We start from the raw sequence: 12,876 nt of genomic DNA, 5'->3' as shown, positions 1-12,876 counted from the left end.
GAATAACTGAATGAATTCAATCAGTTAGTCAGATTCATTTGCTCAAACTGCAAGCTCATACTCATATAACGACGCTAAATCCAGGAACTTAAGGGCGCGGGAGAAAATAATAAAATTAATTAAATACAACGGAAAATACTAAGATAATATTAGCAATTACAGGTAAAAATAACCAGCATTTAACTTCGATTAAATGCTGGTTATCTAAGCTAACCCAACCAGTAAGTGCTGAGAAACTTAACGGAACAAGGTCAAGATCGCAGCCGCTTCTGTGTTCATCTGACTGACCAGGTAGTAGTCAACAGATTGCTGGTTGTTCAGCTGCTGTAGTTCGGCTTGAGCCGCTGTTTGATCCACTGCCTGAAGCGAGTTGATCGTCGTAGTCAAATTCGCCCCGAGTGAAGTCACCGATGCTAAATCAGAGGCCATCGCAGTTGAAAATGCATTGAGGTTGGACTGTGCAGTTGAGACTGACGTTAGACCACTGGCCAGCGCAGTGATCGCTGAATTTGCACCTGTTTGTGAAGAAATCGACAGACCAGTCACGAGCATGGCAAGCGTTGTGTCCAATCCCTGACCGACGATCGTCGCTGTACCTGTAGTGTCCAAGCCGATCTGAATGGTGATTGTTCCGTTGGTTGTCGAGCCGTAAGTACCGGTCGGCGAGTTGTACAGAAAGTTATTACCATTGACTGTCGCATTCTGGATAGCCGCTGAAATCTGGCTCGCCAGCGCGGTGAATGTCGTGTTTAAGCTTGCCAGGTCTGTTGTCGACAAACCGCCACTCGCTGCCTGGGTAGCAAGCTGTTGCATTTGGGAAATGATTGTCGACAAATTGTTGAGACTAGTTTGCCCAACATTAATAACGCTTGATGCTTGCGTAATATTCGCCGCATCAGCTGAATAGATAGCGACCTGAGACGACAAACGGGTGACGATGCCCTTTTGAGCAGGATTCATCGTTTTGACACCGGTCGCCAGTTCATTTTGAACTTTGGCGATCTCTGCCTGGACACTGTTAACGCCTTGGACAAGCGTTGAGGTTAAGCCTGTGATTGCGGACATGATTACATTCCTTAAGATTTGATTTATTCATTTTGCGATGCGGCACTTACCGCATCAAGCAAACCTTCGAAGAAGCACCAGTGCGTGATACGAAGACCACTGCAACCCTGCCCTATAAAATAAAGTGTCTAGCACTGCCTTGTTTGTATCTGTTAAATAAAACACAACACGTATATTATAAATAACGGCCGTACTTTTAAAAACTAAAGTCCTAAACCATCATTTACGGCGATAAAAATCCAGTTGCCGAAGCGATCAGCCCGTTGGCAATTTGACTAGCGTCAGGTACGTAGGTGCCCGCGTCAATCGCACTTTTCAATGAGCTTACTTTGAGCAAATCAATTGGCGCACCAATATCAAGTGACGCTTTAATTGCCTGAAGCTGTGTTGATTGCGTCGTAATAGCCGAGCCGGCGATAGTAGGGCTAGCAACATTCGTACCGATGCCTGCCGTGGTTGCGCCTGCCGCTGGCGTGGTTGCGGCGGTTGCAGCCTGAGTATTTGAGCCGGATGTTACGTTTAAAAGGTTCACGCCGTTAATTGTGGACATAATAACCTCCCCTAACCATGTTTGTTGACCAGCAACGTTACTAGCTATAACGGCAACGTTCACCTAAACTTTATAGCAGATTATAACTTTTTGTCTTAAATCTACCTTAATTACCGTTTCAATTGCCACTTAATATCATTAACGGCACCCACGCCAATAACTTAATAGCATCTTATTGCGCCAGAACCTCGATTTGGCCATTTGCATTGGTGATGCCACTAACCAGTTGACCGCTGGTGACTTTCGCTTGAACAAGTTGCCCCTGGGTGGCGCTGTTTTGAGCCAGCCCGTCGGTAGAAATCGTAAATCCGTTACCGGCACTGATAATCCTCACTGTCTGCCCCTGTCGAACCAGAAGCGGCAATTCAGATAAGTCTTGCCTTAATACTGCGCCTGCGTTCAGCGCAATTCGGGTTGCCCGGCCAACCACCTGGGATGGATCGCTGTAAACACCTGGTGGCAGGGTGGTCAGATCCCCGGTTTGGTAGGCCAAGTTGGCGCGACTGATGATCTGCCCTTGCGACATCGCAGACGCTGCGACTAGATACTGACCAAACACGCTTACATTTGCCTGCACGTACACGCTCCAGCGGGGCATTTCATTGCAACGAAGGCCAACAGTGGTTCTTCCCCATGCTCGGTTGCCACCGGTAAAAAAAGCTTCTACCGAGTTGCACGGCGCCAACTTCAAACGGCTGTCTATTGGCAGCACGCTGACGCTTGATTGACCAGGCAAACCACGACTTTGGTCAACCAAGAATTCAACCACCTTCTGATGTAATACCTCTAAATCCTGCGTTGCCGGCTCAGGCGATCTGCCCGCGGCTGTCGCGGCAGTCGTGAGACTCAGAACCATCAACATGCCCCATGCTCGCGCGTTCAACAGAAAGCTGCGAAAGCGAGCATTGAGAAAAGATTTGCCGAGCTGCATGATGGAATAAACCCCGCATTACACCTATCGAGGATTGCATCTTAGCCTCATGCGCAAACGGGCAATCCGACAAAAAACAGGCTTTTTATGCCGTTGATTGTTTGATTGCGCCAGTCCTCTCGGCCTTACATTACCAAGCATGGGTAACTCCCAGTGGTAGTGTGGATAACGGCAAGCGAGTCCAAAACTTTAGGGCATTTACACGAAATCTCGGAAAAATCATGAATCAGCTAGATAGCTTATTTAACTTTCAGCAGACTGCCCTTCGCGTCAGGGGGCAGCGGCAAGAACTGCTGGCCGCTAATATCGCCAATGCCGATACGCCTAACTATAAAGCACGAGATATAAGCTTCGCAGACACGATGAAAAATGCGATGGGTGAGGCGGGCACCGCCTTGGCGTCCGGCGTCACAAGTGCTGCGGGCGTTGCGGTGGCGTCCGCTGGTGGCCCGCTCTCCCTAATGACTGGGGCTGCTGGTGGTCTAGCGACTACGTTGTTGAAGACGTCGCCGTTCCATCTGTCTGCAACGGGTTCTGGGGCAGGGTCTGACCTGACTAATGCAAATTCAGACGCGCTCTACCGGACCGGTACGCAAGGTAGTGTTGATGGTAATACGGTCGATGGTGATGTCGAGAGAAATCAATTTACCGATAACGCCTTGCATTATGAGGCGAGTTTGGCCCTTCTACGTGCAAATATTAAAGATATGAACACGGCGCTGCAGCCTTGATCGCCAAAGCGACTCAATCCCGCAGCGAGCATGAATTAAAGCAAGGAGCAAAAACATGACTTCACTATTCAATGTATTCAATATTGCTGGATCTGCCATGAGCGCGCAATCCCAGAGATTGAATACGGTTGCAAGTAACTTGGCGAATGCTGATAGTGCAACCAGTTCAACTGGACAGCCCTATAAGGCTAAGCAAGTCGTTTTTGCGACCATCGCTAATGGCGATGCAGCGGGTGGCGTGAAAGTCACCCAGGTCGTGGATGACCAGTCGCCAGCAAGATTGGTTCACGAACCGGCCAATCCACTTGCCGATGCAGACGGTTATGTGTCGATGCCTAACGTAAACGTGACACAAGAAATGGTGAATATGATTTCGACCTCACGGGCCTATCAGAATAATGTTGACACGATGAATGCAGCAAAGTCCATGTTGCTCAAGACACTGACCTTAGATCAAAACTAATTTAGAAACAGGATAACCACCATGACAACCGTTTCATCCAACACATTTTCGCCCAGCTTGATGAATACCATCAATAGCAAAACTAGCACAGCTTCAACGAGCACCGCCGGTTCAACTGACGCAGCGTCACAGACGAGCGCGGCTAAGATGAGTGCGGACTTCATGACCATGCTGATTGCGCAGATGAAAAATCAGGATCCGACTCAGCCGATGACCAGTCAGGATATGACCAATTCATTGGCTCAAATTAATACTGTCAACGGGATCAATCAGTTGAACACCACCATGAGCAATCTGGCCAGCAGTCTGCAGGGCTCCCAGATGAGTCAAGCGACTTCAATGATCGGTCAGTCTGTCTTGGTGCCAAGTATTAGCAACAACGCCACGCTGGTGAACGGTCAATCTCAATTTGGCGCGCAACTTGCTGCTAATGCGGATAACGTGACCGTCACAATTAAAAATCAGGCTGGTACCGTCGTCGATGTCATGAATCTGGGTGCGCAATCAGCAGGCAATGTACCAATCAGCTGGAACGGGACTGATGCGAATGGCAATCCAGTCCCTACCGGAACACCCTATACCTTTAGCGTCAGCGCAACGTCTGCCGGTCAAGCGGTGGGTGTGACGACGATGCAGGCGGCCGGTGTCGTGGGCGTCTCCAATAGCGCCTCAGGTGTCATGCTTAACTTGAATAACAACACAACTGTCAGCCCTTCAAGCGTGCAGACAGTCCTGTAAGCAGTGCTTTGACGAAAGTCCGGAGGTCATTATGTTTTTCGATATAGGTTTAGCGGGCGTTAACGCTGCAGCGGCTGATTTGAATGTCATCGGCAATAATCTGTCCAATGCCAACACCACAGGTTTCAAGCAATCCAATATGGATTTCATGAACGTGATGTCCAGTTCTCTCAATTCGAGCAGTTCTGGTACGCAAGCATCCCAAGGTAACGGTCCCAGCACATCGAATATCCGGCAAGAGTTTCAGCAGGGAACCGTCGCAGCGACCCAAGTTTCATCAGACGTCGCGATTAAAGGCTTGGGTTTCTTTCAGCTGCAGGATCCGACCACTGGCCAAACCACCTACTCACGCAACGGTACCTTTCAAGTCAACTCGGCAGGTAATCTGGTTAATTCACTTGGACAACAAGTATGCGGCTATAACGCGACCAATGGTTTGGTCAACGCCGGTGTCGTTGCACCTATTGTGATGAGTTCAGGTTATGTCCCCCCAACTGTCACGACCAGCGTTGCGCTCAACATCAATTTAAACTCGGCATCCAAGGCGCCGCCTACGTCTACCTTCAGTCCGACTGATCCCTCTTCTTACAACTATGCTACGTCGGTTAACACCTACAACACAAAGGGCGAAGAGCAGACGTTGGCGACTTACTATGTCTATTCGGGCACAGGCACGACCTGGAACGTCTATTCCACGATTAACGCGGCAAACAGTGGCTCAAACGACTACGTGACGAGCCCCACGGCTTCTCAGATCGGATCGCTGACCTTTAATACAGACGGCACTTTGGACACCGCAGCAAGCACTATCACGGGCGTGGCGATGGATACCTCTGGTGACACTGGCACGATCGATTACACCGGATCGACCCATCTGAACTCCACTGTTCAGGGATCCCAAAGCTCGACGCAAAGCGCAACAGCTAACGGCAACAGCACTGGTTACATCACTGGTATTAATATCGCAGTTGACGGGACGATCAATGCGACCCTGACCAGTGGTCAAACCAATTACGCGTTGGGCCAAATCACCACTGCGATGTTTCAGGCACCTAACGGTCTGCGAGATTTGGGTAATGATTCATGGGCCGCGACCGCTCAATCGGGTGTTGCGACCGTTGGGACGCCAGCTAGTGGAAATTACGGCGAGCTCGTGGGCTCGTCGCTTGAATCCTCAAACGTCGATCAGACCACTCAGCTCGTTAATTTGCTGGCTGCGCAGCGCGCCTATCAGGCAAACGCACAGACCATCACGGTCATGAATCAAGCTTTGGGTAGCGCTATCCAGATGGGCTAAGGGATGTTGAACATCATGTTCAGGAAAAAGGACTAAGCGTGGATCGTCTTATCTATACGGCCATGTCGGGCGCGCAGCATATTCTCGACCAACAGACGACAAATTCGAATAATTTAGCGAATGTGTCATCCAATGGCTTTCGAGCCCAAATTGACACCTTTCGGGCTGTGCCTATTGTTGGCGCTGCGCTGAATACGCGCGCATTTGTTGTGAACGCGACCTCGGGTACTGACTTTACGCCAGGGCCAATCCAGCCGACGGGGCGCAATCTGGATGTTGCGATTGAGGGTAAGGGCTGGTTTGCAGTGCAACGGCCTGATGGAACCGAGGGGTTAACGCGAAATGGCTCGTTCAAAATCAACTCAAACAGTATCTTGACGTCACCTGATGGTTTGCCAGTTGTTGGCGACGGTGGTCCGATTACGGTGCCACCAGGCGTGATTCTTTCAGTTGCGGGTGATGGCACGATCTCTGCGGTCAACGATGGCTCGAATCCCGGCCCATCCAATCCGATCGGACGTTTAAAGTTGGTTAATCCCCCCGAAGCTGGCTTAACTCGTGGCACAGATGGTCTATTTGTTTCGAGCGGTCCGGCACCTGTCGACGAAACAGTCAAAGTAGTGAACGGGTCGTTGGAAGGTAGCAATGTCAATGTCGTTCAGTCTATGGTCAACATGATTTCTTTGGCCCGGCAATTCGATCTGCAAATGAATATGCTGAAAACAACTGAAAGCGATGATGCAAAAGCCAGCGAGCTCCTGCAATTGAATTGATAAGTTAAGGGGGACCACAACTTGGTGGTCTCTTTAAAATTGGTAAAAAAAGAGGTTAGTCATGATTCGTTCATTATGGATTTCCAAGACAGGTCTGGATGCTCAGCAAACCCAGATGGATGTGATATCCAATAACCTCGCTAACGTGAGTACAAACGGTTTCAAACGTTCGCGTGCGGTTTTTGAGGATTTGCTGTACCAGAACATCAGGCAGCCTGGCGCCCAGTCATCGCAGCAAACGCAGCTGCCCTCGGGCATGCAACTTGGTACGGGTGTTAAGCCTGTCGCGACCGAGCGGATATTCGCGCAAGGTAATCTGACACAGACCAGCAACAACACAGATATTGCGATCAACGGCAGTGGTTTTTTTCAGATCACGATGCCAGACGGCACAACGTCATACACGCGTGATGGCAGTTTTCAAGTCAACAGTACTGGGCAGTTGGTAACCTCAAGTGGTTATGTGGTGCAGCCAGCCATCACCATACCAGCCAATGCTCAAAGCGTGACGGTTGCTCAGGATGGGACCGTATCTATCACCTTGCCCAAGACCACTGCGGTCAGTAATCTGGGCACGATACAGCTTGCAAGCTTTATTAATCCGGCTGGCTTGACCGCGCTAGGTCAGAATTTATATGCAGCGACAGCGTCCTCGGGTACGCCGATTACGGGGGCTCCCGGCGCTAACGGTGTGGGCACTTTGCAGCAGGGTTATGTTGAAACGTCGAACGTCAATGTGGTTGAAGAGCTCGTCAACATGATCCAGTCGCAGCGAGCGTATGAGATCAACAGTAAAGCGATCACCGCCTCAGATCAAATGTTACAGAAGCTGGGACAGATGGGTGGCTAAGATGAAAGCACAAATTAGAACATTGTTTTTTGCATGCTTCGCAGCAACAGTGCTGTTGTTGCAGGGTTGTTCGGTGACACCAACGACTGTGACCAAGACTGAGGCAACGAGCCCCACGGCAAACCTGCCCATGCCTGGTCCGACAGCAGGGGCAATTTATAGCGTGGCGGCCTACCGGCCGATCTTTGAAGGGCGGCGCGCGAGCCGGGTCGGCGATATTTTGACCATTAATTTTGTCGAAAACGTCTCGGCCACCACCGCGGGCACGGGCAATCTGGACAAAAAAGGTACAGGTGTCAGCACCTTTACGAATGCCGCAGGCAACACGGTTGAGCCCACCTACAACATGTCTAACGAAGCAAAAAACGAAATTACCAACTCGGGTAGCAATAGCAATAGCTTTACTGGCTCGATGACGGCGTCTGTGATCGAAGTCCGTCAAAACGGCAATTTAGTGGTCAGCGGCGAGAAACAGGTCGCGCTCGATGCTGGGGTCGAATTCGTTCGATTCTCTGGCATCGTCAACCCTTACATGATTACCAACGACAACGCTGTCGCATCAAATACGATTGCTGATGCTCGGATTGAATATAGAACTAACAGCACCTTTGATTTGGCAAATATTGTCAAGAAGTTCAATCGTATGTTCCAGAGCCTGGTGCCGGGTTAAATTGTGAGTCTATTGTTTCGATCTCTCGCTCTTGTAATCTTTGGCCTGCTTAGTCTCAGCGCTGGGGCCGAGCGCGTGAAAGATCTTGCGACAATACAAGGCGTACGTCCCAACCAATTAATTGGTTACGGTCTGGTGGTTGGTTTGGATGGCACAGGCGATCAGACGACTCAAACACCTTTTACGTTGCAAACGACCTTAAGCATGTTGCAACAGATGGGCATCGTGTTACCACCAGGTGGCACGACGCAAATACAGTTGAAAAATATTGCTGCTGTCATGGTGACCGGGACGATGGAGCCCTATGCGCAGCCTGGCCAGCCCATGGATATAACGGTTTCATCCATGGCCAATGCCAAGAGTCTGAAGGGCGGAACGCTGTTAATGACACCCCTCAAGGGTGCGGATGGCGAGGTTTACGCGATGGCACAGGGTAACCTCGTTGTGGCGGGTGCAGGTGCTGCTGCAAACGGTAGTGAAACGGTGATTAATCAGCTGAGCGTAGGCCGGATCTCTGCAGGCGCCACGATAGAACGCGCTGTCCCCAATAATATCGCTCAACAAGACACGTTCAATATCGAATTAAAAACATCTGATTTTGGCACGGCTAACGCAGTGGCGGACGCGGTGAATCGTCACTTTGGCCGTCCCGTCGCGCAGGCGCAGAACGCCCGAGTGATTTCTATCCATCCTAATAACCTGGCTGGTTATCGTGTGTCTTTTTTAGCGGAGCTTGAGAGTGTTGATCTGGTTGTGCCGCGAGCCAGCGCAAAAGTTATCCTCAACGCGCGCACTGGCTCCATCGTTTTAAACGAATCAGTAACGCTTGATGCTTGCGCCGTCGCGCACGGCAACCTGAGTGTCATTATTTCGACAACACCACAGGTTAGCCAGCCCAATGCCTTCGGTGGCGGGCGGACAGTCACGACAAGACAGTCACAGATTGATATTAATGCCGCGAAAGGCAAAGTGATCGAGCTCAATAAAGGGGTAGTTCTCGCTGAAGTGGTGCGTGCCTTGAACGCCGTGGGTGCGACGCCGCAGGATTTGCTGGCGATCTTGCAAGCAATGAAAGCGTCGGGCGCACTCAACGCCGACATCGAAGTGATTTAACGAGGCGACAGCAAAATGCCGATCCCTTCGTCAACAGGATTTGGTGGATCGTACGATACAACCGCCGCAGCGAGTAACCTGGCGATTGATGCTAATGCGTTAAACGGACTTAAAAACGCAGCCCACGCCAACTCGCCCGAAGCAATCCGTGGTGCGGCAAAGCAGTTCGAAGCTATATTTTTGAACATGATGCTTAAGAGCATGCGGGATGCGACCCCGCATGACGGACCTCTCGATAGCGAGCAAAGCAAAACCTTTACCAGTATGCTGGATCAGCAGCTCAGCCAGACACTTGCCAATAAGGGCATGGGCTTGGCAGAAGTCTTGATCAAACAACTGAGTCCCAATCGAGGTGTTCCAATCCCGACGACAGATAATCCTGCGGCTGATGGAGAATCTCTGAACGGCGTCTCAGGAGATGACTTGCAAACGAGGATTGCCTCGCAATTCGGTACTCACGGCAATCCCTTTGCCGCCATCGCCCCTCACGGATCGCTAACTTCTCAGTCGTTAGCCAAGCTGGCCTATTATCAAGAGAGTAAATCTGGGGACGACAAACAGCCAGGCAGTGGTGAGCCAGGTGATCACAAAAACCTGCACGAACTTATCGCTGAGTTCTCTCTGCGCATGGGCCCTGCGGCCGATCGCGTTAGCAAGGCCACTGGAGTCCCAGCTATCTTTATGCTGGCGCAGGCTGCCTTGGAGTCGGGTTGGGGCAAACATGAAATTAAATTCGCTGACGGCAAAAGCGCGCATAATCTTTTTGGTATTAAAGCGAATGATCAATGGACGGGGCGTACCGCTTACGCTAATACGTCTGAGTTTATTGATGGGGTGAAAGTTGCCCGCGTCGAAAAATTCAGAGCTTATGATTCTTATGCTGAGTCGTTTAAGGATTTTGTCAATCTGCTGAAATCCAATCCCCGCTACAAGCAGGTATTGCAAAGCGTGCATGATCCGATCAGTTATTCAAACGCGATGCAAAAATCAGGTTATGCAACCGATCCGCAGTATGGCAAGAAGTTGCAGTCCACCATCCTCGGCTTTATGAGCAAAATAGATCGTTGATCCAAGCTTCTGACTCAGGCCGACAGTTATTCGTTGTTTATTGCGTCTTCTAAAGACTTTTCGTCCGTGGCTATTTCGGGCGATGACATGATGAACCGCAAATCGATCCGTCTGTTTTTACGTCGTTCGGCCTCGACATTGTTATCGGCGATCGGTCGTCTGCCCGCGTAGGCACTGAAGCTGACGAGTGGCTGCCCTCGGTTGTTTTCCAGACTTTCAAGTTTCGGCTGCAACTTGACTAATTCAGTATAAGTATTGCGTGCACGAGCTACGGATAGATCCCAGTTGTCGCGAAAGTTGGCGTTAGCTATTTTCACGTTATCGGTATGGCCTTCAATCATGACCGATTCGAGGTGGTTTTGTTTACCATTGCTAAGATTGTCGCAGGTGCTGACTTCAGTCGTTTTCGTCTCATCTGTGTTTGCGTAGCAGGGCAGAAATGCCATCAAATTTGTTGATAGTATTTTCAGTGCTTGAGTCCCTTGGGGCGTGAACTCTGCTCGGCCAGAATCGAACAGCAATGCTTCAGGCAATCTCAAAATGCCATTGCGCAAGTCTATTTCGACCTGAATTCCCTTAGAGTCCATCGATTGGCGCATATCTTGAAGCAGTCGCCCTCTGTCGTTGTTGCCACCTGACAAAATTTTGTTCAGGTTGGCTGAATGGTTCAGGCGATTTTTAAGCTTGTCGATCGTGATGTGCAGATTCTGTTTTTCAGTCTCGAGCTCTGAAAGCACTTGCTGCAAGTTGGCCTTATCCCCTTGAGTATGATCCAGGGATATTTTTAAAGCCTTTTGTTCTTGGCTCAATTTGTCGACCTTGTCGGTCAACAAAAGGATGGTCTGATGTGGGTCCAGTTCGGTGTCTGGGGCGAGATCCAATGCAGCGGCGGTCCGAGCAGTCGTCGGCTCGTCGACAGAGGGCAGTGCACCTTTTGCGATCAGCTCGTTGGCTTTCGAAACTGCTTTCTTTGGATCGGACTGTGCATTGAATGCAGCGCCCATCGACACTTTAAGTTGCTCGTATTTGGTCGAGTTAACCGACGAGCTGGCATAAAGGACGACAAAGAACGCAAACAACAAGGTAATTAAATCGGCGTAAGACACCATCCAGCGATCATGATGCTTGCTGTCGTCCTGTGCGCGCCTGCGTAGTCGTGCTGCTCTCATTAGAGATAAGCCAGTAGTCGCTCATTTACGATGACGGTATGTTCGCCAGCGGCAATTGAAGTCAATGATTCGATCAGCATCTCTGATCGATTGATCTCAGACTCCAAGATGCCTTTCAATTTATTTGCGACAGGGATGAAGACCAGATTGGCCAGACCAACCCCATAAAGGGTTGCAACGAAGGCGACCGCAATACCACCCCCGATCATGGTCGGATCGGTTAGTTTTTCCATGACGTGCATCAGACCCATGACTGCAGCCAAAATGCCAATGGTGGGCGCGTAGCCACCAGCGGAATCCCATACTTTGATGATGCTCAGTTGCTGCATCTCGTAATGATGTAGATCGTTGTGGCAGATTTCACGAATTGTCTCGGCCGGTATATTGTCAATTAAGAGTCTTAGACCCTTTTTTGCAATCGGGTCTGTTTCGATATCTCTAAAACCTTGGAGCGGTAGTGTGCCCTCGCGACGCGCGATCACTGCCCACTGGCTGATTCGGGCAGCCAACTCGCTTCGGTCGTCGATTTGCATGACAAACACTTGCTTCAGCTTACGAGCGCCCTCGATGAGATTGGCGGGTTTGCTTTGCAGGATAACGGCACCCATCGTGCCAAAGAGAACAATAAAAAAAGGGGCTGGTTGAAATAATGCAAAAACACTCCCACCGTCAATCGTTTGGCCGATGAGGATGCCGATCAGCGCGACCAGCAGGCCGATTACACTCGACCAGTCCATATATCATCCTGTAGTGAGACACGAAGTCTCGCGACCGCTTGGCTGTGTAACTGAGATACCCTGGATTCGGTAATGTTCATCACAGCCCCGATCTCTTTTAAGTTGAGATCTTGTTCGTAATACAAGCTCATCAATGTTTTTTCCCGGTCAGGCAAGGCCTCGATGGCTCGTGTCAAATTGTCTTTGAATTCGGTCGACATCAGCAAGCGAAGAGCATCTGCTTTTTTGTCGACTACGTGAGCATCAAGATAGTGCTCAGTGTCTTGTTCTTGATGAAAATCTTCGAAGTAAATCAGTCGATGACCGCTGGAATCATGCAAATAGGCGTGATACTGATCCAGCGTGATGTTCATTCTCTTTGCAACTTCAGCTTCTGTCGGGCCCCGACCAAGCTTTTGCTCAAGATAGTGAATTGCGGTTTCGATTTCACGCATCTGCTTGCGTACACTTCTCGGTACCCAATCAGAGCCGCGCAATTCGTCCATGATGGCGCCGTGAATTCGTTGGGCCGCATACGTGGCGAACTGAGCGCCTTGGTTATCTTGAAACTTATCACTGGCGTCGAGTAGCCCGATCATCCCTGCCTGCATGAGATCATCGATCTCGATGTTGGCTGGCAATTTAGCCTTGATCTGGTAGGCGATCTTGCGGACCATATCTGCGTGCGCAAGCACCAGTTTCTCTTTGTCATCCGTCTTGCCAGTGGCGTTGTACATAACCT

General features: G+C 50.2%; 15 protein-coding genes. 9 read left to right on the top strand and 6 right to left on the bottom strand.

All coding sequences use genetic code 11. From position 1 onward, the window contains the following. Positions 1-237: 237 nt before the first annotated feature. From BCM14_RS05790 to flgA, 3 genes are all read right to left on the bottom strand, one after another. Positions 238-1,065, bottom strand: a complete 828-nt coding sequence (locus BCM14_RS05790; RefSeq protein ID WP_106226988.1) for a flagellin — start codon at positions 1,063-1,065, stop codon at positions 238-240. A 223-nt stretch (positions 1,066-1,288) separates the two neighbouring features. Further along, on the bottom strand, positions 1,289-1,615 hold the full coding sequence (gene flgM / locus BCM14_RS05785; RefSeq protein ID WP_106226987.1) for a flagellar biosynthesis anti-sigma factor FlgM: 327 nt from the start codon (positions 1,613-1,615) through the stop codon (positions 1,289-1,291). A gap of 172 nt (positions 1,616-1,787) precedes the next feature. Then, positions 1,788-2,546, bottom strand: a complete 759-nt coding sequence (gene flgA / locus BCM14_RS05780; RefSeq protein WP_106226986.1) for a flagellar basal body P-ring formation chaperone FlgA — start codon at positions 2,544-2,546, stop codon at positions 1,788-1,790. Between the two features lie 218 nt (positions 2,547-2,764). Between flgA and flgB the strand changes: the two genes are divergently transcribed. The 9 genes from flgB to flgJ all read left to right on the top strand — a co-directional run bounded on the left by flgB (position 2,765) and on the right by flgJ (position 10,249). After that, a complete protein-coding gene (flgB, locus tag BCM14_RS05775; protein ID WP_106227072.1) occupies positions 2,765-3,277 on the top strand; it encodes a flagellar basal body rod protein FlgB in 513 nt (170 codons plus the stop codon). A 55-nt stretch (positions 3,278-3,332) separates the two neighbouring features. Continuing rightward, positions 3,333-3,740: a flagellar basal body rod protein FlgC gene (flgC, locus tag BCM14_RS05770; protein WP_106226985.1), complete on the top strand. Its 408-nt coding sequence runs from the start codon at positions 3,333-3,335 to the stop codon at positions 3,738-3,740. Positions 3,741-3,761: 21 nt separating this feature from the next. Next, positions 3,762-4,478 (top strand): flagellar hook assembly protein FlgD, encoded by a 717-nt coding sequence (locus tag BCM14_RS05765; RefSeq protein WP_106226984.1) that lies wholly within the window; start codon positions 3,762-3,764, stop codon positions 4,476-4,478. Between the two features lie 31 nt (positions 4,479-4,509). Beyond that, the gene (locus BCM14_RS05760; RefSeq protein ID WP_106226983.1) at positions 4,510-5,775 is read left to right on the top strand and encodes a flagellar hook protein FlgE; all 1,266 of its coding nucleotides are present in this window, start codon (positions 4,510-4,512) and stop codon (positions 5,773-5,775) included. A 38-nt stretch (positions 5,776-5,813) separates the two neighbouring features. Then, on the top strand, positions 5,814-6,548 hold the full coding sequence (locus BCM14_RS05755) for a flagellar basal-body rod protein FlgF (RefSeq protein WP_106226982.1): 735 nt from the start codon (positions 5,814-5,816) through the stop codon (positions 6,546-6,548). Between the two features lie 61 nt (positions 6,549-6,609). Beyond that, a complete protein-coding gene (gene flgG / locus BCM14_RS05750; RefSeq protein ID WP_106226981.1) occupies positions 6,610-7,398 on the top strand; it encodes a flagellar basal-body rod protein FlgG in 789 nt (262 codons plus the stop codon). A gap of 1 nt (position 7,399) precedes the next feature. Next, positions 7,400-8,068, top strand: coding sequence for a flagellar basal body L-ring protein FlgH (locus BCM14_RS15265; protein ID WP_259673439.1), 669 nt, complete (start codon positions 7,400-7,402; stop codon positions 8,066-8,068). Further along, positions 8,069-9,181 carry a flagellar basal body P-ring protein FlgI gene (locus BCM14_RS05745; RefSeq protein ID WP_375318468.1) on the top strand — a complete coding sequence of 371 codons (1,113 nt, stop codon included), beginning with the start codon at positions 8,069-8,071 and terminating at the stop codon, positions 9,179-9,181. Between the two features lie 15 nt (positions 9,182-9,196). After that, positions 9,197-10,249 carry a flagellar assembly peptidoglycan hydrolase FlgJ gene (flgJ, locus tag BCM14_RS05740; protein WP_106226980.1) on the top strand — a complete coding sequence of 351 codons (1,053 nt, stop codon included), beginning with the start codon at positions 9,197-9,199 and terminating at the stop codon, positions 10,247-10,249. A gap of 26 nt (positions 10,250-10,275) precedes the next feature. On the opposite strand, the gene BCM14_RS15260 is transcribed toward flgJ, so the two are convergent. From BCM14_RS15260 to BCM14_RS05725, 3 genes are read right to left on the bottom strand one after another with little or no spacing between them, the layout of a single operon-like run. Continuing rightward, positions 10,276-11,418, bottom strand: a complete 1,143-nt coding sequence (locus BCM14_RS15260) for a flagellar motor protein MotB (protein WP_259673438.1) — start codon at positions 11,416-11,418, stop codon at positions 10,276-10,278. Further along, complete coding sequence (locus BCM14_RS05730) at positions 11,418-12,155, bottom strand: flagellar motor protein (protein WP_106226979.1); 738 nt, start codon at positions 12,153-12,155, stop codon at positions 11,418-11,420. The genes BCM14_RS15260 and BCM14_RS05730 overlap by 1 nt, the downstream gene beginning before the upstream one ends. Then, a complete protein-coding gene (locus tag BCM14_RS05725) occupies positions 12,137-12,871 on the bottom strand; it encodes an RNA polymerase sigma factor FliA (RefSeq protein ID WP_106226978.1) in 735 nt (244 codons plus the stop codon). Before BCM14_RS05725 ends, BCM14_RS05730 begins: the two co-directional genes overlap by 19 nt. Between the last annotated feature and the right edge of the window lie 5 nt (positions 12,872-12,876).

The organism is Jezberella montanilacus, from assembly GCF_003003055.1.
In the GTDB taxonomy this organism is placed as follows: domain Bacteria; phylum Pseudomonadota; class Gammaproteobacteria; order Burkholderiales; family Burkholderiaceae_B; genus Zwartia; species Zwartia montanilacus.
This window is presented reverse-complemented; position numbering and strand designations above follow the sequence as displayed.